Origin of the sequence: Bacillus sp. lyk4-R2A-2 (assembly GCF_030209735.1) — a bacterium.
GTDB classification, from domain to species: Bacteria; Bacillota; Bacilli; order Bacillales; family Bacillaceae; genus Bacillus; species Bacillus pumilus.
Map to the genome: position 1 here is coordinate 550,038 of NZ_JARVRK010000006.1, position 20,685 is coordinate 570,722.

A 20,685-nucleotide genomic window follows, 5' to 3' on the forward strand; every position below is an offset into this window, starting at 1 on the left:
CATCTCATAAACAGGAAAAATGATTTTTTTAATAGATTATGAGTCAAATGAAAAAAACCGTTCCATTAAGAACGGCTTTGGAGTGAGGATTGGTAATCGGAAGGGTACAGTCTTCCATCCCAATCTCGGCTGATTTTTAACCCTGCATCTGTTTTGATGACAGTCATTGCTCCTTTTTTCTTGATTTCTTTTTTGACTTTTCCGTTCTGATTAATAAATTGAATCATCATTTCATAGTTAAATTCAATTCTGTCATCGCTTTCATCTGAAGGCGTAAACGTAATTTTCTTCAGCTTAATTTGACAATCTTGATCCTTTGCTGCTTCTAACACGCTCGGGAACATGCTGTCTTGTGTATATTCTTGATATTCATGCTCGGTTAAATAAGACTTCAGCTTCTCCTTCATGTCAGTTAGGTCATCTGTTCGATTCACTGTGTATTGTGCTTTTTTATAGCTTTCTCCAAATGCTGCTGCTTCTTTTTTAAAGCTCGGTTTGCCACAAGCACTCACAATCAATAGTACACTGACGATGACCAACACCATCGCATACCTTCTGTTCACACCATTCGCTCCTTCAAAACAAATTTATGTAAAAAAATCATGATCAGAATGTTCATTCTTCTATATATACGTTTCTCTTTTACCATAAGTTTCATCTTTACATAATAAAATAGTCCGACTTTATTCAGCCGGACTTTCCGTTTTGAATGTGTGCGCAAACAGCTCGGTCTTTCTCGTTAATATCCTTGACGATGCGGACATCTGCCGCGGGAAATGACTGCAAGAGAAGTGCTTTTACATCTTGCCCTTGCGTATGTCCAATTTCAAAGACAACGACCGCCTGCTTATGAAGTACATGGTGAAGATCATGAATGAGACGCTTATAAAACCACAGACCATCACGTCCATCTGTCAGCGCATTTACTGGCTCATGCTTCGTAACCACCTCTGACAAGCTGTCCATTTCTTCTGCCGCAATATAAGGTGGATTGGAAATAAACAGATCCACTTTGATGCCCTGATCCTTGATAGGTTCGAGTAAGTCCCCTTGTAAAAAATGGACGTCTGCACCTAGCGCTTGCTGATTCCGCTTTGCTACCGCAAGTGCTTCATGTGAAATATCCGTTGCTGTGACAGATAGTGTTTCTTTTTCAAGAGCGAGCGTAATCGCAATTGCCCCGCTTCCGGTGCCAACGTCTACTGCTTGAAGCGGCTGATCGTGCGGGAAGATGTCACTCATCAAATTCAGTGCCGCCAAAACGACCTCTTCCGTTTCAGGGCGAGGAATGAGAACATGTTTGTTCACCTCGAAGGGACGGCCGTAAAAAAATTCAATACCTGTTAGATGCTGAACAGGCACGCCTTTCTTGTGCTGCGTGACAAACTCGCTGAATAACCGATCTTGCTCCTCTGGCAGCTGATCATGAAAACGTGCAAGAAGTTCACTTCTGCTTAAGTCCAGTACATGCATCAAAAGGAGCTCTGCTGCGTTTTGGTCTCTACTGGCTTCCGTTAACAAAGAAGAAGCCCATTTAAGGGCTTCAAAGTTGGTACGCTGATTATTTTGCATTTTGAAGCTTTCTTGCTTGGTCTTCCATAATTAATGCATCTATGACCTCGTCAAGTTTTCCTTCTAAAATTTGATCAAGCTTTTGAATCGTTAATCCGATGCGGTGGTCTGTTACACGGTTTTGTGGGAAGTTGTACGTACGGATACGCTCTGAACGATCCCCTGTTCCAACAGCAGATTTACGCGTTTGATCATATTCAGCCTGTGCTTCACGCTGGAATTTATCATAAATTCTCGCACGTAATACTTTCATGGCTTTTTCTTTGTTTTTGATTTGTGATTTCTCATCCTGACAGGAAACAACCACGCCTGTTGGAAGGTGAGTTAATCGAACAGCAGACATGGTTGTGTTAACACTTTGTCCGCCAGGCCCGCTTGATGTGAAAGTATCTACACGGATGTCTTTTTCGTGGATATCGATTTCAACTTCTTCAGCCTCGGGCAAGACAGCAACTGTCGCTGTTGATGTATGAATCCGTCCGCCTGATTCCGTTTCCGGAACACGCTGCACGCGGTGTGCACCGTTTTCAAACTTTAGTTTGGAATATGCGCCTTTCCCGCTAATCATAAAGATAATCTCTTTATAACCGCCAGTTCCAGTCACATTCGCTTCCATTACTTCTGTTTTCCAGCCCTGCATTTCAGCATAACGGCTGTACATACGGTAAAGGTTTCCAGCAAAAAGCGCGGCCTCTTCTCCCCCTGCTGCACCACGAACCTCCACAATAACGTTTTTGTTGTCATTCGGATCTTTCGGGATCAGCAAGATTTTCAGCTCGTCTTCTAAACGTTCCGTTTCCTCTGTGAGCTCTGAAATTTCTTCTTTGACCATGTCGCGCATCTCGGCATCCAGCTTTTCTTCCAGCATTGCTTTCGCTTCGCTCAACTGGTCGTATGCCGCACGATATTGTCTATATACCTCAACAGTTTCTTGAATATCAGATTGTTCCTTCGAATATTCACGAAGCTTCTTAGGGTCGTTCACCACTTCAGGGTCACTTAAATATTCATTTAGCTTTTCATAGCGTTCTTCAATTGATTTTAAACGGTCTAACATGGTCTTCACCTCTGTTTTGTGCGTAACAGTCTAATTATAGTATAGCGGGGTATGACAGTCAAAAAAATTTCCAAAACAATTGATTTTCTGCAATTTTCCGCTAGAAAACACGATCTTTGGCGATTGGTTACTTGTTTTGTCTAACGTGAAGGAACAGTTCCTTCTTGAAGAGAATGGTACTTATAATTGAAAAAAGGGAGGGCATTTGGTTTGAATACAAATGAGGTTGCAAAAGAAATTGGCGTTTCTTCAAAAACGATTCAGCGTTGGGTTAAACAGCTCAACATCCCTGTCGCCCGGAATGAACTTGGACATTATGAATTTCATGAAGATATTGTACAGCTTCTCAAAGAAGTCAAACACCAAATGAGTGAAGGTGTGATCCTTCAAGACATTCGACTGCCAATCCACACGGAAACCGTTCAACAGTTATCGCCTGCTGCAGAAACTGATGCCTCCACAAAACGGATCGAAGCATTGGAAAAGCAGGTGAATCAGCTCGTTCAGCAGCAATTGCACAGCACTGATGTAGAAAAACGACTGCAAGAACTCGAACGGAAACTGGCTAAAAAAGCAGATGAAGGTGTATCCTATCAGCTGCTCCAGCACCGTAGAGAAATTGAAGATCTCACCACTAAACTTGAGCGTCTTGCTGCGAGCTTGAAACAACCCTCTCAAATAGAAGAAAAAAAGGAAATCACGCACACTGACATCAAAAAAAAGCGTGCGCTCTTCCCTCTGTTTCATTCATTTCGCTAAGAAAGGCTGCCTCATGAGGCAGCCTTTCTACTTTATTATGAGGTAAGTGCAATAATGATCGGTAATGAAATTAATGACATGATTGCACTGATCACAAATGCGGATGCAGTTTCTGCTTCTTGTTTTTCAAATCGGGTTGCGATCATGGCTGCAACAGCTGAGCCTGGGAAGGCAACAAGTAATACAGCTTTTGTAATTTCATCAGCCGAAAGACCCATGAAAATGGCGATAAAATACATAAGCAATGGTTGTACAGCTACTTTTAGCAATGCGATACTGAATGCTGGTAGGCTTAATTTAATTTTACGGATACCAACAGTGACACCGACTGCAAATAGCGCAACCCCTGACGTAACACTTCCAATTTCCTCTAGCATTTCATGTCCAATTTCAGGCAGTTTAAATCCTAAAAGAACAAGAATGATACTTGCTAGTGGTGCAAGTGCAAGCGGCTCTGATAAACCGTGCAAAATAGCTTTCGTCGTCATTTTAAGGAAACTTTCGCCGTCTTTGGCTTTTCCTTTTGTTTTTTCACCGACAGTTGACACAATAATCGCAATTGGATCAAGCATTGCATTTACAACTATTCCGGTAATTGCAATCGGAATTGCAACTTCTTGAGCCCCAAATAAACTGCCTAGGACTGGAATCCCCATAAATGCAAAGGTCGGTTGAGCTGAGTTTAACGAGAAAATAGATGAATTTGTTAAATCGTATTTAAAAGCAAATTTCGTAACAAGAAGGATAATGATATAAAAACCTACGATTCCTAAAATCAATGCAACGAAAAATGGAATTTGACTATAGAATTTATCTTTTGGTGTTGACAGAATGCTGGCGATAAAGTGCGCTGGCAAAGCATACTTTGTCACAAGTGTACTTACACCTTTTGCAGATTTAGCGTCATAGCTACCGAAGTGTCCTGCGAACCAACCCAGCGCGATAACGAAAAAAATCGGTGCTAGGAGGATCAAAATATTTAAAAAGTCCACCTTACTCTTCCTCCTTAAATCCTTACAAGTTTCTATTTATTGCGGCATTGTTTAAATTACCCTAAACAATGCCGCGTTACACAATTTATTATGCTCTTACAATTTTTTTATATTCAGGAATCCACATTGCATCTTTCACAGCTTGTTCGATGTCGTCAGGCGTTCTTCTTGCGACACCATCTTTAATTGCTGCTTTTGCCACTTCAATGGCCACTTTGATAGAAACTTCTTGCAATTTATCAATGCTTGGAAGAAGACCAGCACCTGGTTTATCATGATCAACCATTTCAGCAATCGCATCTGCAGAAGCAACGAACATGCCTTTTGTGATGATTTTTGATTCCGTTACGATTGAGCCAAGACCAAGTCCAGGGAAAACGAACGCATTGTTTGATTGTCCAATTTCATGTTCAATTCCGTTATACTCAACGTTTTCGAATGGGCTTCCTGTTGCAACAAGTGCACGGCCGTCTGTCCATTTGAATAAATCTTCTGGAACAGCTTCCGCAAGTGGTGTTGGGTTAGACATTGGCATGATCACTGGACGCTCTGTATGTGCTGCGATTTCTTTAATGATTTCTTCAGTGAATGCACCGCCTTGACCTGATGTACCAATTAGAATCGTTGGCTTCACCCTGCGAACAGTTTCAGCAAATGAGATTTGCCCTTTTTCATCACGTGCCCAGCCTTCTACTTCATCAGAAGAACGAAGGTATGGTTTTTGGAAATCAAACACTTCATCTTCGAATTGATCTGTCAGTAATCCTCTGTAGTCTAAAGTCCAGAAAGCATTGTTTGCTTCTTCTTCACTTAGACCTTCAAGAACCATTGTGTCACGCATTTGATCTGCGATTCCGATTCCAGCTGATCCAGCTCCGAAGATCATCACACGGTGATCTTTCAATTGAGTACCAGTTTTCTTGACAGCTGCAAGAACACCCGCTAAAGTAATGGCACCAGTACCTTGAATATCATCATTGAATGTTAAGATGTTATCATTGTATTTTTTCATGATATTACGCGCGTTTTTGTTTCCAAGGTCTTCCCAGTGAAGCAATGCTTTCGGGAAGAATTTAAGCGCTGCTTTTACATATGCATCAATGAATTCTTCGTATTTTTCACCTTGTACACGTTTGTGATGGTTTCCAATGTATAATGGATCATTCAATAATTTTTCATTGTTTGTTCCAACATCTAATACGACTGGAATCACGCGGCTTGGATCAATACCTGCAGCAGCCGTGTAAACAGCTAATTTACCAATTGCGATGTTGATACCACCAACACCCCAGTCACCAATTCCAAGAATGCTCTCAGAGTCAGTTGCTACGATAAGGTCGATATCTCCTGCTGTTGCATGTAAGTTTTCAAATGCTTTCTCAATGCCGTCAATGTTCTCGATTGAAAGATAGACACCATGAGGTCTTCTGTATTCATGGCTGTATTCTTGAATCGCTTCACCAACAGTTGGTGTGTACACAACAGGAAGCATTTCACGAAGCTTGTCTGATATAAGCTTATAGAACAATACTTCGTTACGGTTTTGCAAATCACTTAAGTATACGTTTTGACGAAGACGATCTGGCTGTGCTAGGAATTGCTTGTACGCTCTCTCCGCTTGTTGTTCTAAAGTGAGAACAGTTGGAGGAAGTAAGCCTTCTAGTCCAAGCTCTTGTCTTTCTTCTTCAGAAAAAGCAACGCCTTTGTTCAACGTTGGAATCGATAATACATCTTTACCTGTCAAAGTGGTTTCGAGGTACCCTTCTTTTGTTTTCTTCACGTTGTTCATCAAAAACTACCCTCTTTCTAAAATATAAATAAAGTGAACTATTAATTTAAAGAACGATTAAGGAGAATAATCCTTAATCAAAAAAATTATGACAAGAAATCGAACTTTTCGTTAAAATGCTTTACACTACAGTTAGTCATTTTATGCCTGCTTATACTAAAACGCAAGCGTTGAAAATTAGATAATTTTTTCGTAGCGTTATTTAATTTATTTAAGTACAAATGATGGGTGTTCAGCCAAAATCTCAAAAAACGAAACACAGCGGCATTTGCTATTTTTTAATTGTCAAGTGTTGTACCAACGTCAAGTCTTGGTACTTCATGGTGATGTCTGCATCGTGCTTCGTATGATTCCTGCGCACCTACTAAAATAATGGGATCATCATAGGATGCGGGTTTACCGTCGATCAAGCGTTGTGTTCTACTCGCTGGGGAGCCGCATACCGAACAAACTGCTTGAAGTTTTGTTACAAGCTCTGCACATGCCATTAAATGCGGAACAACACCAAATGGCTCTCCTCTGAAGTCTTGATCAAGGCCTGCAACAATGACTCGGTAACCTTTATCAGCCAATTGAGTGACAATGTCAATGATTGTCTCATCAAAAAATTGCACCTCATCTATGCCAATGACATCGGTTCTTTCTGATATGTGCGTTATTATGTCTTTTGGTGAGGCTACTGCAATCCCATCGACCGATGAACCGTTATGTGAAACAACTGAGCTTGTACTATATCGGTTATCAATCGCTGGTTTGAATATTTTTACTTCTTGTTTGGCAAAGGTGGCCCTTTTGGCTCTCCGAATCAATTCTTCCGACTTTCCAGAAAACATACTTCCGCAGATGACTTCAAGCCAACCGCTTTGTTTCATCACATACATAAGGTCTTCTCCCCCGTTTTAAAGTTCCATCAATCCACGTAAAAAAACAGGCAAGAACGGATTCCTGCCTGTTTATTGTATCTATTATTACTTAAGACCGTATTTTTTGTTAAAGCGGTCAACACGTCCATCAGCAGAAGCGAATTTTTGACGGCCTGTATAGAAAGGATGGCACTCAGAGCAAATCTCGATGCGTACCTCTTCTTTTACTGATCCAGTTTCAAACTCATTTCCACAAGCGCATTTGACTGTAGCTTTTTTGTAGTTAGGATGAATTCCTGTTTTCATCTACTGTCATCTCCTTCCGCCCTGAATCCAATTCGGAAACAGAGTTAATATCTCAGAATAAATTCTGAAACGCACATGATGAAATTATAACAGTGTGAGTCTATGATTGCAAATGTATTTTTTCAACAAGCTATCTTCTTGATGCAGACATGTTCGCTTGTTTCCATTCTTGCGTTAAAATATCGAAAAATTCTTGGTTTGTCTTTGTTTTTCTCATTTTGCGCATGAACTTCTCAGCAAAGTCAGGTGTATCTGACATCGATTTTCTCATCGCCCATAAACGATCAAGATGCTCTTTTGGTACAAGCAGTTCTTCTTTTCTCGTACCAGAACGACGAATGTCGATTGCTGGGAAAATTCTTCTTTCTGCAAGAGAGCGGTCCAAATGAAGCTCCATGTTCCCCGTTCCCTTAAATTCCTCATAAATCACATCATCCATACGTGATCCCGTATCAACGAGCGCAGTGGCTAAAATCGTCAAGCTTCCGCCTTCTTCAATGTTACGCGCAGCACCAAAGAAGCGTTTTGGACGGTGGAAAGCCGCTGGATCAATACCGCCGGAAAGCGTTCGGCCGCTTGGCGGGATGACAAGGTTGTACGCACGAGCAAGCCTTGTGATGCTGTCCATTAAGATGATAACATCTTTCTTATGTTCGACAAGACGCATGGCACGCTCTAATACAAGCTCTGCTACTTTAATGTGGTTTTCCGGTACTTCGTCAAAGGTTGAACTAACAACATCCCCTGCAACAGAACGTTCGATATCTGTTACTTCCTCTGGGCGTTCGTCAATTAAAAGGACAATCAGCTCTGACTCTGGGTGATTTTCAGAAATGCTGTTGGCAATTTCTTTGAGCAAAATGGTTTTCCCAGCCTTAGGCGGTGCAACAATTAAACCACGCTGCCCAAACCCAACTGGCGCCATCATATCCATAATTCTAGTAGACAGGTGATTAGGCTGTGTTTCAAGAATCATTTGACGATCAGGGAATAGCGGCGTGAGTGCAGGAAAGTGAACACGTTCCTTAGCTGATTCTGGGTCGTCCCCATTTACCGCTTCGACATGAAGGAGGCCATAGTAGCGTTCATTCTCTTTTGGAGGTCGTACCTTTCCAGACACCTTATCTCCGTTTCGCAAATCAAAGCGTCTGATTTGTGAAGCTGAAATATAAATGTCTTCAGAACTTGGGGAGTAGTTAATTGGTCTTAAGAAACCAAATCCCTCAGACTGAATAATTTCAAGAACCCCTTCCATAAATAAGAGATCCTCTTGCTCAGCGTTCGCCTTTAAAATGGCAAAAATTAATTCTTTTTTTGTTAGTTTGCTGTAATAAGAGATTTTGTACTTTTTTGCTAGCTCATACAGCTCTTTTAATTTCATATTTTCCAAAGATGAAATCGAAACATCTTTCAATATGGACACCACACTTTTCTAGTCAATGTATTTCATTACAAATGCATGACCATTGTATTTGATTAGCTTTTAATTCCGTTTTTGTTGGAATGACCTCGCTCTCATGGTAACGCTCCCACTCGTTTTATCGTAAAGATAGGAACAATGTGAACTCGAGCTTTGTCAACATAGAGAAGGATAATGAGTATATCGTCATGATGCGGCAGTATTTAAACTTGTTGAAGCTTAAAAGAAGTAAATTCGCAGAAAATTTCGCAGCACTCTTTAGTTTTACCTCATTTGCAGAGAATATTCAACTTTAAAAAGAAAATGATATACATTTGACACCTATATGAAAAGCGGGTAATGAATACCCGCTTTCAGATTACGGACGAATGACAAGATTCGGTTTTTTCTTTAAGCTATGTCTGCCGTCTACGAAACGAACTGTACCTGATTTCGCACGCATAACAACGCTATGTGTTGTTCCAACAGAGCCTTTGAATTGAACACCTTTTAATAGCTCACCGTCTGTTACACCAGTCGCTGCAAAAATGGCGTCGTCGCCTTTCACGAGGTCTTCCATTCTTAGGACTTTGCCAACATCTAGCCCCATTTTCTCACAGCGTCTTAGTTCTTCTTCACTTTGAGGAAGAAGCCTTCCGTGGATTTCACCACCAAGTGCCTTTAACGCAACAGCAGAAAGAACACCTTCGGGCGCTCCGCCTGAACCAAATAGAATATCAACACCTGTATGATCAAATGCTGTATTAATGGCTCCTGCAACGTCACCATCATCGATCAGTTTGATTCTTGCTCCTGCTTCTCTCAGTTCAGCAATGATTTTCTCATGTCGATCTCTGTTTAAAATCGTTGCAACCACATCTTCAATATCTTTGTTTTTTGCTTTTGCTACAGCGCGAAGATTGTCAATGACAGGCGCTTCAATGTCGATGCAGCCTACCGCTTCTGGACCTACTGCGATCTTATCCATGTACATATCAGGTGCATTCAGCAAGTTGCCATGATCTGCAACTGCAATAACAGCTAAGGCATTCCAGCCGCCACTTGCCACAATATTTGTTCCTTCTAATGGATCAACAGCTACATCCACGCGAGGTCCGTATCCGTTCCCAAGCTTTTCCCCAATATAAAGCATTGGTGCTTCGTCCATTTCCCCTTCGCCAATGACCACTGTTCCTTTCATCGGAATGGTATCAAATACATCACGCATTGCACTTGTTGCAGCATCATCCGCTTCGTCTTTTAATCCTCTTCCCATCCAACGAGCAGATTTTAATGCGGCTGCTTCTGTCACCCGTACTAGTTCCATCGATAAACTTCTTTCCATTTTTGTCCAAATCTCCTCTCACAGTCAAAGCCTTATGAATTTTGAAGTTCTTCTATTTCTTGGTCACTCAGCTTTTCACGCCAGATGGTTGCACCCAAGCCTTCAAGCTTCTTCTCAAGCAAACTATATCCTCTGTCTATATGTTCAAGCCCTGTGATTTCGGTCACACCGTCTGCCATTAGCCCTGCAACAACGAGACAAGCACCTGCACGCAGGTCACTTGCTTTCACCTTTGCTCCTTGAAGCTGCGTTTGTCCAGTGATAATGGCAGATCTTCCTTCGACCTTCATGTTTGCACCCATTCGGCGCAATTCGTCAATGTGCTTAAAGCGGGCTGAGTAGATCGTATCTGTGACCACACTCGTGCCTTTCGCCTTTGTTAACAGCGCCGTCATCGGCTGCTGAAGGTCCGTCGGAAAGCCCGGATACACAAGGGTTTTGATATCGACAGGCTTGAGTCCTTCGTTTCTGCCAACGATCAGCATTTGATCGTTGCTCGTTTCAATGGTGAACCCCATCTCTCTAAGTTTCGCCGTAATTGATTCTAAATGAGTTGGGATCACATTATCAAGTACAACTTCATCTCCCATCGCAGCACCAGCAATTAAAAATGTGCCTGCTTCTATACGGTCAGGGATGATGGAATGCTTACAGCCATGAAGAGATTCTACACCTTCGATTCGAATCACATCAGTACCCGCACCTTTGATTTTGGCTCCCATGCTTGCAAGCAGTGTCGCTACATCAATAATTTCGGGTTCTTTTGCGGCATTTTCAATGACCGTTTTTCCTTCAGCCAGTACGGCTGCCAGCATGATATTGATGGTCGCACCTACACTGACCACATCAAGGTAAATACGGGCTCCGACTAATTTTTCAGCGCGCAAATAAATGGCACCCTGCTCGTTTGTCACCTCGGCTCCGAGTGCTTCAAAGCCTTTGATATGCTGATCGATCGGCCTAGGTCCTAAGTGGCACCCTCCTGGCAGCCCAATGACAGCCTGCTTGAATCTTCCCAGCATAGCGCCCATTAAATAATAAGACGCACGCAGTTTCTTCACTTTCCCATTAGGAAGAGGCATACTGATCATGGAAGCAGGATTGACAACCATTTCACCTTTTTCAAACGTGACCTTTCCGCCAATCTCTTCTAACAGATCTCGTAATGTGTCAATATCTGAAATATGCGGAAGGCCCTCAATCGTTACTGGAGAATCAGCGAGAATCGTGGCAGGAATCAGTGCCACTGCACTATTTTTCGCACCACTAATATGTACGGTCCCGCGTAAGGGGTCACCGCCGGCAATGTTTAACTTTTCCATATTTGTCTCCCTTCTTAAAGAAGATCACTGTTGGAGTTATACTGTTTGTGGATGTCGCGCTTTAAAAGGTCTTGTCCAAAATTTAGCCAATATCAAGAGAAAGAATACAGGTTAAACGAAATTTGTCGGAAGAAAAATAATCGAAGCTTTGCGAGGCTGTGATGTTCTCTTCTTTGCACAAAACATTTCTTAGCGTTTTTAAGGAAAACTGCGGCAAACAGGAGACAATCCCGCCTGCCACAATCACTTATTTATTCCAATCTGCTAAAAATTGCTCAATGCCCGCATCCGTTAATGGGTGTTTCGTCAGCTGCTTGATGACTTTCAGCGGCATTGTGCCGATATGAGCACCTCTAAGTGCAGCTTCTGTCACGTGCTGCGGATGACGAATGGATGCAGCAATGATTTGTGTATCTAAGCCATGAACATCAAAAATGGTTTTCACTTCGCTGATGAGATCGAGACCATTTTGGCCAATGTCATCTAAGCGGCCGAGGAATGGAGAGACATACGTCGCACCAGCTCTAGCTGCAAGAAGTGCCTGGTTTGCACTAAAAATCAAAGTAACGTTTGTTTTGATTCCAAGGTCTGTTAACGCTTTGACAGCTTTAAGACCATCTGTTGTCATTGGAATTTTAACCGTGATATTTGGTGCGATGGCAGCAAGCTCTTTTCCTTCTTCAATCATTTCTTCTGCTTTGAGGGAAATGACTTCCGCACTGACAGAACCTGATACCACGTCAGTGATTTCGCGAAGACGGTCGTGGAATGATACGTCCTTTTCTTTCGCTACTAAACTAGGGTTTGTTGTGACGCCTGCTAAAATGCCAAGCTCGTGCGCCTCTTTGATGTCTGCGATATTCGCTGTATCTACGAAAAATAACATAACCGTGCCACTCTCCTATCAATAAATTGTCTGAAATGTAAATTTTGATTGCGCTTTCTCAAGATATGGAGAAAACCGCCTGTGACTCAGGCGGCTTTCGGTTCTCATCAAATTATGCTTGGTTAGAAGAACCAAATTCACGCATTTTGCCGATAACAGTCGCTTTAATTGCGTCACGAGCTGGTCCAAGATATTTACGTGGATCATACTCTTCTGTTTTTGCAGCAAGTGTTTCGCGTACTGCTTTCGCAGAAGCAATTTGGTTTTCAGTGTTTACATTGATTTTAGCTGTACCAAGTGAAATTGAGCGCTTGATGTCAGCAGTTGGGATACCTGTTCCGCCATGAAGAACAAGTGGAAGACCTGTCATTTTACCAATTTCTTCCATTTCAGTGAAACCAAGGTTTGGTTCACCTTTGTATGGACCATGTACTGAACCTAATGCAGGTGCAAGGCAGTCAATGCCAGTGCGTTCTACAAGCTCTTGGCACTCTTTTGGATCAGCATAAATAACGCCCTCAGCGATGACGTCGTCTTCTTGTCCGCCAACAGTTCCAAGCTCAGCTTCTACAGATACACCGTGGAAATGAGCAAGCTCAACTACTTTCGCAGTTGTTGCTACGTTCTCATCGAATGGATGGTGAGAAGCGTCGATCATGACAGAAGTAAATCCTGCATGGATTGCTTTTGCACAAGATTCAAAGCTTGAACCGTGATCTAAATGAATCGCAACAGGAACTGTTACATTATATTCTTCGATTAACGCTTTAACCATTGCGACAACTGTTTTGAAGCCGCCCATGTAGCGTCCTGCTCCTTCAGATACTCCTAAGATAACTGGAGATTTCTCTTCTTCAGCAGCTTGTAAAATCGCTTGCGTGAATTCTAAATTATTTAAGTTAAACTGTCCAACAGCGTAACCTTTTTCCTTTGCGTCTTTCAACATTTCTGTCATTGAAACTAAAGGCATGATGAAAAATCCTCCCTATGTAGCTAATTTGCTTACTAAAAAAAGCTCTCCACCCTAGCATGACCAGAATTTCTCGCCATATGTAAACTTTCAAAGTCAGATCGCTTTCTTCTTCTTATCTAGGATACCAATTATTCGACAAATCGGCAACAGAATGACTCGATTCAATCATTTCCAACTACCCATTTGTTTCGAGCGGCAAGTATTCTTTGACAGCATCTCGGATCTCATCAATATCAAAAGGTTTCGCAAAGTGCGTCAAAGCACCGAGTTCTTTGGATTCTTGGATCATGTCTAATTCGCCATAGGCTGTCATAATGATGACACGGATGTCTTCATCAATTAATTTCATGCGTTTTAAAATTTCAATTCCATCCATTCCGGGAATCTTCATATCAAGCAGCACAAGGTTTGGTCTATGATTTTTCACAATATCTAACGCCTGAAGTCCATTCGCTGCTTGGAAGGTTTGATAGCCTTCTTTATGAAACACTTCATTCAATAATATTCTAATACCATATTGATCATCGACAATTAAAATTTTCTCATTCATCAGTTACACCCCATTGCTTTCATTTTTCGCCATAAAAAGAGCTGTTGTTAAATAATTCTGTTTGATTTTCACATTTCCTTTATTTATAATAGTTTACTTTACGACATTTTCTGAGCATTTTTCCTAATATTCTCTTTATATTCTATTATAAAATGATCTGACCGAAGGAGGAAATCAGTCTTGTTAAAAATTTTCACGACCCAGTTATCAGGTATTTTTTCACGTATTGGAGAAAAGCAGGCTGAAGCGATCGAGGATGGTGCACGCCTTCTTGCACAAGCCATTGTCAGTGGACATGCTGTTTATTTTCACGGGAAGAATGAACTGGCTGCTGTAGCCCTAGAGGCAACTGAAAGCAAGGAGCCATTTCCAGGTGCGAAAGTGCTGCCGCTTGATCAAATGGAGCGCAGCTTGCTTCATCCAAGCGATAGAGTGCTGCTATTTTATTCAGACCCAGAAGACGAGGAGATTCAATCTCTTGTAAAAGAACTGCACGCGCAAGGGACGCCCGTTGTTGGTGTCGGGCCGGCACAAAAGGAGCCGTCCATGATTGAAGAGCTTTGTGATGTCCATATTGATTTTCAGCTCAAGAAACCGCTTGTGCCCGCTGATGACGGAACAAGGTTCGGTTATCCTGCTTTAATGACATGCTTATACGTCTACCACGCTCTATCGTTTACTGTGAAAGAAATCGTTGAGGAATATGAATAAAAAAACTGCCGAGAAGATGATATTCTCGGCAGTTTTTTTGTTTTATTTTGATTCAGATGCTTGCAGTGAAGCACCAACGAAATCTCTAAATAATGGCTGAGGTCTTGTCGGTCTTGAGACGAATTCTGGGTGGAATTGAGAAGCAAGGAACCAAGGATGATCCTTCAGCTCGATAATTTCAACAAGACGTCCGTCTGGGCTTGTACCAGAGAAGACAAATCCTGCAGCTTCCATTTGCTGTCTGAATTCATTATTAAACTCATAGCGATGGCGGTGGCGTTCGTAGACCACTTCATCGTTGTATGCAGCAAATGCTTTGGAGTCTTCATTTAATTTACATGGATACAGACCAAGACGAAGTGTTCCGCCTAAATCATCTACATCCTTCTGTTCTGGAAGAAGGTCAATAATTGGGAATGCTGTTTCAGGATCAATTTCCGCTGAATGAGCTCCTTCAAGGCCTAGTACGTTTCGTGCATATTCGATTGACGCAACTTGCATTCCTAAGCAAATTCCGAAGAATGGCACTTTGTTTTCACGGGCATATTGTGTAGCAATAATTTTCCCTTCCACTCCGCGGTCTCCGAAGCCTCCAGGAACGATGATGCCATCGACATCTTGTGCGAAATCAGCCATATTTTCTGCTGTCACTTCTTCTGCATTGATCCATTTGATTTGAACGTCTGCATCAAATGCATAACCAGCATGGCGAAGTGATTCAACGACAGAAATGTATGCATCTTGCAATTCAACATATTTTCCTACTAGACCAATTGTGACTTGTTTTGAGAGGTTTTGCACTTTATCGACTAGCGCTGTCCACTCCGTCATGTCTGCATCTTGGCAATCAAGTTTCATATGTTCACATACAAGCTTGTCTAGTCCTTGTTTTTGTAAATCAAGCGGAATAGAGTACAACGTGTCTGCATCCTGACATTCGATAACAGCTTTTGTATCAATATCACAGAATAACGCAATTTTGTCCTTCATGTCCTGGGTCATTGGCATTTCAGTTCTGACCACAATAACGTTTGGCTGAATACCAAGGCTGCGAAGTTCTTTTACACTATGCTGTGTCGGTTTTGTTTTCAGTTCACCTGCTGCCCGAATGTAAGGAACAAGGGTACAATGAATGTACATGACGTTTTCACGGCCAATGTCACTCTTCATTTGACGAATCGCTTCTAGGAATGGAAGGGATTCGATGTCTCCTACTGTTCCGCCGATTTCTGTGATGACCACATCTGCACCTGTTTCTTTTCCGGCACGGTACACGCGATCTTTAATTTCATTTGTAATATGGGGAATAACCTGTACAGTTCCGCCTAAATAGTCACCGCGGCGCTCTTTCTTCAGAACAGTAGAGTAGATTTTACCTGTTGTGACGTTGCTGTACTTATTTAAGTTAATATCAATGAAGCGCTCATAGTGACCTAAATCAAGGTCTGTTTCAGCACCGTCATCTGTGACGAAAACCTCACCGTGCTGATATGGACTCATCGTCCCTGGGTCTACGTTGATATATGGATCGAATTTTTGAATGGTGACATCCATCCCTCTATTTTTCAGAAGGCGGCCTAACGAGGCAGCCGTGATCCCTTTTCCAAGTGAGGAAACAACTCCTCCTGTTACAAAAATATACTTTGTCATTTCGTATGCTCCTCTCTTTTTTACCCTTGCATGACTAGACATGCACAGCTTCATCCTTTTTAGAGTGTATCCCTAAATCTCTTGAAAAATAAGAAAGCTCCCTTTCAAATAAATGAAAGGGAGCGTAAATGAACGTATCTTTACGTACTCTTTTTAGAGAGCCCAAAATACATACTACATAGTTCGCTCTCGAAAGTCAAGACGGTTTTGTCCTGTTTTGAGGACCGGTTTATGAGGGTTATTTCTCTTCCTCTTTATCGTCTAAATCGTCTTCGTCAATTTCTGTTAAGCCGTCATCATCTTCGTCATCATCTTCGTCGAATTCTTCTATATCTTCCTCAATTTCCTCATCATCGTCTAGGTCGAGATCATCGTCGTCTTCAACAAGATCAAGGTCTTCTTCAAGCTCTTCGATTTCCTCTTCCTCTTCAATTTCATCGAAGTCTTCTTCAACGACAGCTGCTTTTGTCTTTTTCTTTTTCGCTTTTGTTTTCACAGCTGGCTGAACTTCTTCTTCGATTTGATCAACTGGATACCAGCTGCGAAGTCCCCATCTCTGATCACCTAACGAAATAAAGCGGCCATCTATATTTAAGTCTGTATAAAATTGAGCAAGGCGATCATCAAGATCAGATTTTTGTATTCCTTGTAAACGGACCATTTCATCTATTAACTCGGAAAACGTAATCGGTGTTTTGCTGTCTCTGAAAATTTCATAAGCAAGTTCAACTAAAGACATGTGCTTGAGCTGCTCCTGTGAGTATTCTTTCAAACTCAAGGTCAGACACTCCCTTTCTATTACATGTATGTATCCATTTATCAGTGAAATAATAAGTGTTTATCCCTTATTTTTACGACAAACCATACCTCTCATTATAAACAAATTAGGGGAGTTTATGCCACCTTTAATCATGTTAATTTTTGATTTTTTCTCAAGGGGCTCATCATCTGCATGAAATGGGTCTGGCTTTTGTGTATGGTATGCTTTTTGTCTTTTAGTTTGTTCATCTCTATTTTAAAACGGGATTCTCTGAATGAATAAGATCACGATAGCAATCGTACATACCATTCCCGCAGGCATGAGGACAAATAGTTTTCTGCGGCTGTTTTCTTTTTCTTCCTTCTTTTTTGGAGACTTTGAAAGCTCTGTGGAGACCATAATCCAAATGATCATTGTGACTAATCCTAAAATACCCATAAATGTTGTGTTCATCATGAAAACCTCCATATTGATACTTTTGCCAATTTTATCATAATGATAAGGTGGCATGGGACAATTTTGGAAATAATTTAACATTTGAGGACTAATTTTCGCACCAAAACAGACCACCTCACATCAGGTGGTCTTTGCTTTGTTTCTACATATCTAGCAGTTTGCGCGAGATGACTAGGCGCTGGATTTCCTGTGTGCCTTCATAAATTTGGGTGATTTTCGCATCACGCATGTATCGTTCGACTGGGTAATCCTTTGTATAGCCGTAGCCGCCGAAGATTTGGACGGCTTCTGTTGTTACCTTCATGGCTGTATCTCCAGCAAAGAGCTTGGACATAGCTGATTCCTTTCCATACGGGAGCCCTTTCGTTTCGAGCCATGCTGCCTGATAAGTGAGCAGCCTGGAGGCTTCAATTGCGGTTGCCATATCTGCTAGTTTAAAAGCAATTCCTTGCTGCTGAATGATTGGTTTGCCGAATTGCTTGCGCTCCTTCGCATAATCGACTGCCGCATCAAGAGCGCCTTGTGCAATCCCAACTGCCTGTGCAGCAATACCGTTTCTGCCGCCATCGAGGGTCATCATCGCTATTTTAAAGCCTTCTCCCTCTTGTCCGAGCCGGTTCCTTTCATGAATCCGGCAATCTTCAAATCGAATTTCGGTCGTTGGCGATGAGCGAATGCCCAGTTTGCTTTCCTTTTTGCCAACAGAGAAGCCCGGTGTCTCTTTTTCTACAATAAAGGCGGTCGTATTTCGAGATGTAGCTTCTTGGTCAGTCACAGCAAACACAATATAATAATCCGCAATGCCTCCATTTGTAATAAAGATTTTCGCACCGTTCAGGACGTATTCATTGCCTGCCTTTACTGCCGTTGTCTTCATTCCGCCGGCATCTGAACCCGAACCGCTCTCAGTGAGTGCATATGCCCCTACCTTCTGTCCTTCTGCAAGCGGCTTTAAATAGGTCTCTTTTTGTTCATCTGTTCCGAAAGTATAGATAGGCCACGAGGCGAGAGAGGTGTGGGCGGAGAGGGTGACGCCTGTAGAGGCGCACACTCTTGAAAGCTCCTCCACTGCGATGACGTAGGCTAAATAATCACTACCGATCCCGCCTACCTCTTCCGGCCAAGGAATGCCCGTTAAACCGAGCTCCGCCATTTGGCGAAAAATAGTTGGATCATACGTTTCTGTCTCATCCCGCTCTGCTGCTGTTGGCTCTACTTCATTTTTCGCAAAATCCCTCACCATTTTTTGAATCATTTCATGTTCATCACTTAATTGAAACTGCATCATGAGCCACCTCGTTTCATATTAGCTGTTTACAAATGACCAGCCTTTGAATTTCACTTGTTCCTTCATAGATTTCACAAACTTTCGCATCACGAAAGTAACGTTGTGCTTGATAGCGATTCGTATAACCATCCATGCCGAGCAAATGGATCACTTCTGTACTGATCTCAACTGCCGTTCTTGAGGCAAATAGCTTTGCCATGGATGCTTCCTTTGTGACCGGACGATTCGCCTCTTTATAAGAAGCCGCTTGATAGACTAATAGTTTGGCTGCTTCAAGCTTCGCTGCCAAATCACCCAGCCGAATGGTCGTTTCTAGACCTGCCGGGTGCTGCTTTAAATAAGTCACTGTCTCAGTTAATGCGGCTTCTGCAATGCCGAGGCTTTGAGCCGCGATACCGATTCTCCCCGCATTTAAACTAGACATGGCTATGTGAAAGCCCTCTCCTTCTGCACCGAGCAACTGCTGTTTTGGAATCCGCACAGCATCAAAATGAAGCGTAACGGTTTTTGACCCGTGCAGTCCCATCTTTTTCTCATCTTTTCCGATCGTAAATCCTGGTGTATCTTTCTCAACAATGAATGCCGATATATTTTTTTTCGCAGAAGCAGGATCTGTCACGGCAAAGACAAGATACAGTTCTGCTTCCCCGCCGCTTGTGATAAACATTTTTGTACCATTTAACACATAATGGTCGTCTGCCCGCTTTGCCCTTAGCTGAATACTGGAGGCATCTGAGCCTGCCTTCGGTTCAGTCAGGCAAAATGCTCCCAGTTTCTGCCCGGATGCAAGCAGCGGAACATAGGATTCTTTTTGCTCATTCGTTCCAAAAGCTAAAATAGGCATCGTCACAACAGATGTATGAACGGACACAATGACACCGATGGTCGCACTCACTTTGGATAATTCATGAATGGCGATGATATACGTTGTAAAATCTGCTCCTAAGCCTTGATACGAAGCTGGTATTGGAATCCCCAGAAAGCCTTGTCGTCCCATTTCTGCTAAAAGTGTTCTTGGGAACTGACCTTGTTCCATGGCTTCCACTTCAGGGAATATACGCTGTCTTGCAAATTCTGCTGCCTGTTCTCTCCAGAGTCGCTGTTGATCCGTAAGCAAAACATCCATTTTGACTCCCCCTATGAGTGGTCGTGGTATGTGTAAAAACCTCTCTTTGTCTTTTTGCCCAGCCAGCCTGCATTCACGTATTTTTTCAAAAGAGGACAAGGTCGATATTTGCTATCCCCAAGTCCCTCATGAAGGGTATTCATAATAAATAAACATGTATCTAGTCCGATGAAATCAGCGAGACGAAGTGGCCCCATTGGGTGATTCATTCCAAGCGTCATGACACCGTCAATGCTTTCTGCATCTGCCACGCCTTCATAAAGGGTGTAAATGGCTTCATTGATCATTGGCATCAATATGCGGTTTGATACAAACCCTGGGAAGTCTTCCACTTCAATTGGGGTTTTGTTTAATGTCTTTGCTGTTTCACAAACGAGTTGATACGTGTCGTCACTCGTTTGCAGCGCTCGAATGACCTCAACGAGTTTCATGACAGGCACCGGATTCATAAAATGCATGCCAATCACTTGCTCCGGTCTACTCGTAACAGCTGCTAATTCTGTGATCGACAAGGAGGATGTGTTTGTTGCAAATATCGTCTTCGCCTCTGCAAATTGATCGAGTGTCTCAAAGATTTGTTTTTTCACACTCATTTGTTCAGATGCAGCTTCAATCACTAAACGTGCCTGCTGCACGTCCTTTAAATCTGTAGATACGGCAAGCCGCTGCGTAATATCTCGGACTGCCTGATGGGCTAGCTTTCCTTTTTCTGCTCGTTTCGTCAGTTGTTTGGTCATGGAGAAAATGGCTCGATGAATCTGCTTTTCAGATGCATCATGCAGCAGGACTGTGTAGCCAGACTGAGCAAAAACTTGGGCAATGCCTGATCCCATTTGACCAGCTCCAACGACCATGACGGTTTCTTCTGTACTCATGACGAT

The 20,685-nt window shown here is 42.3% G+C and carries 21 protein-coding genes; 2 read left to right on the forward strand and 19 right to left on the reverse strand.

What is annotated here, in order from left to right:
• Nucleotides 1-65: 65 nt before the first annotated feature.
• From QRN39_RS13695 to prfA, 3 genes are all read right to left on the reverse strand, one after another.
• Complete coding sequence (locus QRN39_RS13695) at nucleotides 66-545, reverse strand: hypothetical protein (RefSeq protein ID WP_003214608.1); 480 nt, start codon at nucleotides 543-545, stop codon at nucleotides 66-68.
• A 142-nt stretch (nucleotides 546-687) separates the two neighbouring features.
• Nucleotides 688-1,572: a peptide chain release factor N(5)-glutamine methyltransferase gene (prmC, locus tag QRN39_RS13700; protein ID WP_284907430.1), complete on the reverse strand. Its 885-nt coding sequence runs from the start codon at nucleotides 1,570-1,572 to the stop codon at nucleotides 688-690.
• Complete coding sequence (prfA, locus tag QRN39_RS13705; RefSeq protein WP_050944445.1) at nucleotides 1,562-2,629, reverse strand: peptide chain release factor 1; 1,068 nt, start codon at nucleotides 2,627-2,629, stop codon at nucleotides 1,562-1,564. Before prfA ends, prmC begins: the two co-directional genes overlap by 11 nt.
• A gap of 210 nt (nucleotides 2,630-2,839) precedes the next feature.
• Here prfA and racA point away from each other — a divergent pair, with 210 nt between their 5' ends.
• Complete coding sequence (gene racA / locus QRN39_RS13710; protein ID WP_284907431.1) at nucleotides 2,840-3,388, forward strand: chromosome-anchoring protein RacA; 549 nt, start codon at nucleotides 2,840-2,842, stop codon at nucleotides 3,386-3,388.
• A 35-nt stretch (nucleotides 3,389-3,423) separates the two neighbouring features.
• Here the strand turns inward: racA and QRN39_RS13715 are convergent, their stop codons facing one another.
• The 10 genes from QRN39_RS13715 to QRN39_RS13760 form a co-directional block, all read right to left on the reverse strand.
• Entirely contained in the window at nucleotides 3,424-4,380 is a 957-nt protein-coding gene (locus tag QRN39_RS13715; RefSeq protein ID WP_003214757.1) for an AEC family transporter, read from the reverse strand.
• 88 nt (nucleotides 4,381-4,468) lie between these two features.
• Nucleotides 4,469-6,169, reverse strand: coding sequence for an oxaloacetate-decarboxylating malate dehydrogenase (gene malS / locus QRN39_RS13720; RefSeq protein WP_003215037.1), 1,701 nt, complete (start codon nucleotides 6,167-6,169; stop codon nucleotides 4,469-4,471).
• Nucleotides 6,170-6,447: 278 nt separating this feature from the next.
• On the reverse strand, nucleotides 6,448-7,050 hold the full coding sequence (locus QRN39_RS13725; protein WP_003214626.1) for a thymidine kinase: 603 nt from the start codon (nucleotides 7,048-7,050) through the stop codon (nucleotides 6,448-6,450).
• An 87-nt stretch (nucleotides 7,051-7,137) separates the two neighbouring features.
• Nucleotides 7,138-7,338: a 50S ribosomal protein L31 gene (gene rpmE / locus QRN39_RS13730; RefSeq protein WP_003215407.1), complete on the reverse strand. Its 201-nt coding sequence runs from the start codon at nucleotides 7,336-7,338 to the stop codon at nucleotides 7,138-7,140.
• 130 nt (nucleotides 7,339-7,468) lie between these two features.
• Nucleotides 7,469-8,752, reverse strand: a complete 1,284-nt coding sequence (gene rho, locus QRN39_RS13735; protein WP_003215202.1) for a transcription termination factor Rho — start codon at nucleotides 8,750-8,752, stop codon at nucleotides 7,469-7,471.
• A gap of 364 nt (nucleotides 8,753-9,116) precedes the next feature.
• Complete coding sequence (glpX, locus tag QRN39_RS13740) at nucleotides 9,117-10,082, reverse strand: class II fructose-bisphosphatase (protein ID WP_003214904.1); 966 nt, start codon at nucleotides 10,080-10,082, stop codon at nucleotides 9,117-9,119.
• A gap of 32 nt (nucleotides 10,083-10,114) precedes the next feature.
• Nucleotides 10,115-11,404, reverse strand: a complete 1,290-nt coding sequence (locus tag QRN39_RS13745; RefSeq protein ID WP_003214820.1) for a UDP-N-acetylglucosamine 1-carboxyvinyltransferase — start codon at nucleotides 11,402-11,404, stop codon at nucleotides 10,115-10,117.
• A gap of 247 nt (nucleotides 11,405-11,651) precedes the next feature.
• Nucleotides 11,652-12,290, reverse strand: coding sequence for a fructose-6-phosphate aldolase (gene fsa / locus QRN39_RS13750; RefSeq protein WP_003215343.1), 639 nt, complete (start codon nucleotides 12,288-12,290; stop codon nucleotides 11,652-11,654).
• A 112-nt stretch (nucleotides 12,291-12,402) separates the two neighbouring features.
• Nucleotides 12,403-13,260: a class II fructose-bisphosphate aldolase gene (locus QRN39_RS13755; RefSeq protein WP_003214879.1), complete on the reverse strand. Its 858-nt coding sequence runs from the start codon at nucleotides 13,258-13,260 to the stop codon at nucleotides 12,403-12,405.
• A 178-nt stretch (nucleotides 13,261-13,438) separates the two neighbouring features.
• Nucleotides 13,439-13,816 carry a response regulator gene (locus QRN39_RS13760; RefSeq protein WP_284907582.1) on the reverse strand — a complete coding sequence of 126 codons (378 nt, stop codon included), beginning with the start codon at nucleotides 13,814-13,816 and terminating at the stop codon, nucleotides 13,439-13,441.
• Nucleotides 13,817-13,993: 177 nt separating this feature from the next.
• On the opposite strand from QRN39_RS13760, the gene QRN39_RS13765 reads away from it, so the two are divergent.
• A complete protein-coding gene (locus QRN39_RS13765; protein WP_050944447.1) occupies nucleotides 13,994-14,524 on the forward strand; it encodes a DUF2529 domain-containing protein in 531 nt (176 codons plus the stop codon).
• 42 nt (nucleotides 14,525-14,566) lie between these two features.
• On the opposite strand, the gene pyrG is transcribed toward QRN39_RS13765, so the two are convergent.
• The 6 genes from pyrG to QRN39_RS13795 all read right to left on the reverse strand — a co-directional run bounded on the left by pyrG (nucleotide 14,567) and on the right by QRN39_RS13795 (nucleotide 20,679).
• The gene (gene pyrG, locus QRN39_RS13770; RefSeq protein WP_003215143.1) at nucleotides 14,567-16,174 is read right to left on the reverse strand and encodes a glutamine hydrolyzing CTP synthase; all 1,608 of its coding nucleotides are present in this window, start codon (nucleotides 16,172-16,174) and stop codon (nucleotides 14,567-14,569) included.
• Nucleotides 16,175-16,412: 238 nt separating this feature from the next.
• Nucleotides 16,413-16,952, reverse strand: a complete 540-nt coding sequence (gene rpoE, locus QRN39_RS13775; protein WP_003214586.1) for a DNA-directed RNA polymerase subunit delta — start codon at nucleotides 16,950-16,952, stop codon at nucleotides 16,413-16,415.
• 237 nt (nucleotides 16,953-17,189) lie between these two features.
• Nucleotides 17,190-17,387, reverse strand: coding sequence for a hypothetical protein (locus tag QRN39_RS13780; RefSeq protein ID WP_050944448.1), 198 nt, complete (start codon nucleotides 17,385-17,387; stop codon nucleotides 17,190-17,192).
• 145 nt (nucleotides 17,388-17,532) lie between these two features.
• Nucleotides 17,533-18,675 (reverse strand): acyl-CoA dehydrogenase, encoded by a 1,143-nt coding sequence (locus QRN39_RS13785; RefSeq protein WP_050944449.1) that lies wholly within the window; start codon nucleotides 18,673-18,675, stop codon nucleotides 17,533-17,535.
• A gap of 16 nt (nucleotides 18,676-18,691) precedes the next feature.
• Complete coding sequence (locus QRN39_RS13790) at nucleotides 18,692-19,804, reverse strand: acyl-CoA dehydrogenase family protein (RefSeq protein ID WP_284907433.1); 1,113 nt, start codon at nucleotides 19,802-19,804, stop codon at nucleotides 18,692-18,694.
• 11 nt (nucleotides 19,805-19,815) lie between these two features.
• Nucleotides 19,816-20,679, reverse strand: a complete 864-nt coding sequence (locus QRN39_RS13795) for a 3-hydroxybutyryl-CoA dehydrogenase (protein ID WP_284907434.1) — start codon at nucleotides 20,677-20,679, stop codon at nucleotides 19,816-19,818.
• Between the last annotated feature and the right edge of the window lie 6 nt (nucleotides 20,680-20,685).

Bases quoted from the DNA above. Each gene is read 5' to 3' on its own strand.
- malS (WP_003215037.1), bottom strand. From the start codon at position 6,169: ATGAACAACGTGAAGAAAACAAAAGAAGGGTACCTCGAAACCACTTTG.
- prfA (WP_050944445.1), bottom strand. From the start codon at position 2,629: ATGTTAGACCGTTTAAAATCAATTGAAGAACGCTATGAAAAGCTAAAT.
- glpX (WP_003214904.1), bottom strand. From the start codon at position 10,082: ATGGAAAGAAGTTTATCGATGGAACTAGTACGGGTGACAGAAGCAGCC.
- QRN39_RS13790 (WP_284907433.1), bottom strand. From the start codon at position 19,804: ATGGATGTTTTGCTTACGGATCAACAGCGACTCTGGAGAGAACAGGCA.
- pyrG (WP_003215143.1), bottom strand. From the start codon at position 16,174: ATGACAAAGTATATTTTTGTAACAGGAGGAGTTGTTTCCTCACTTGGA.
- rpmE (WP_003215407.1), bottom strand. From the start codon at position 7,338: ATGAAAACAGGAATTCATCCTAACTACAAAAAAGCTACAGTCAAATGC.
- QRN39_RS13780 (WP_050944448.1), bottom strand. From the start codon at position 17,387: ATGAACACAACATTTATGGGTATTTTAGGATTAGTCACAATGATCATT.
- fsa (WP_003215343.1), bottom strand. From the start codon at position 12,290: ATGTTATTTTTCGTAGATACAGCGAATATCGCAGACATCAAAGAGGCG.
- QRN39_RS13725 (WP_003214626.1), bottom strand. From the start codon at position 7,050: ATGTATGTGATGAAACAAAGCGGTTGGCTTGAAGTCATCTGCGGAAGT.
- prmC (WP_284907430.1), bottom strand. From the start codon at position 1,572: ATGCAAAATAATCAGCGTACCAACTTTGAAGCCCTTAAATGGGCTTCT.
- QRN39_RS13745 (WP_003214820.1), bottom strand. From the start codon at position 11,404: ATGGAAAAGTTAAACATTGCCGGCGGTGACCCCTTACGCGGGACCGTA.
- QRN39_RS13695 (WP_003214608.1), bottom strand. From the start codon at position 545: ATGGTGTTGGTCATCGTCAGTGTACTATTGATTGTGAGTGCTTGTGGC.
- QRN39_RS13795 (WP_284907434.1), bottom strand. From the start codon at position 20,679: ATGAGTACAGAAGAAACCGTCATGGTCGTTGGAGCTGGTCAAATGGGA.
- QRN39_RS13785 (WP_050944449.1), bottom strand. From the start codon at position 18,675: ATGCAGTTTCAATTAAGTGATGAACATGAAATGATTCAAAAAATGGTG.
- QRN39_RS13755 (WP_003214879.1), bottom strand. From the start codon at position 13,260: ATGCCTTTAGTTTCAATGACAGAAATGTTGAAAGACGCAAAGGAAAAA.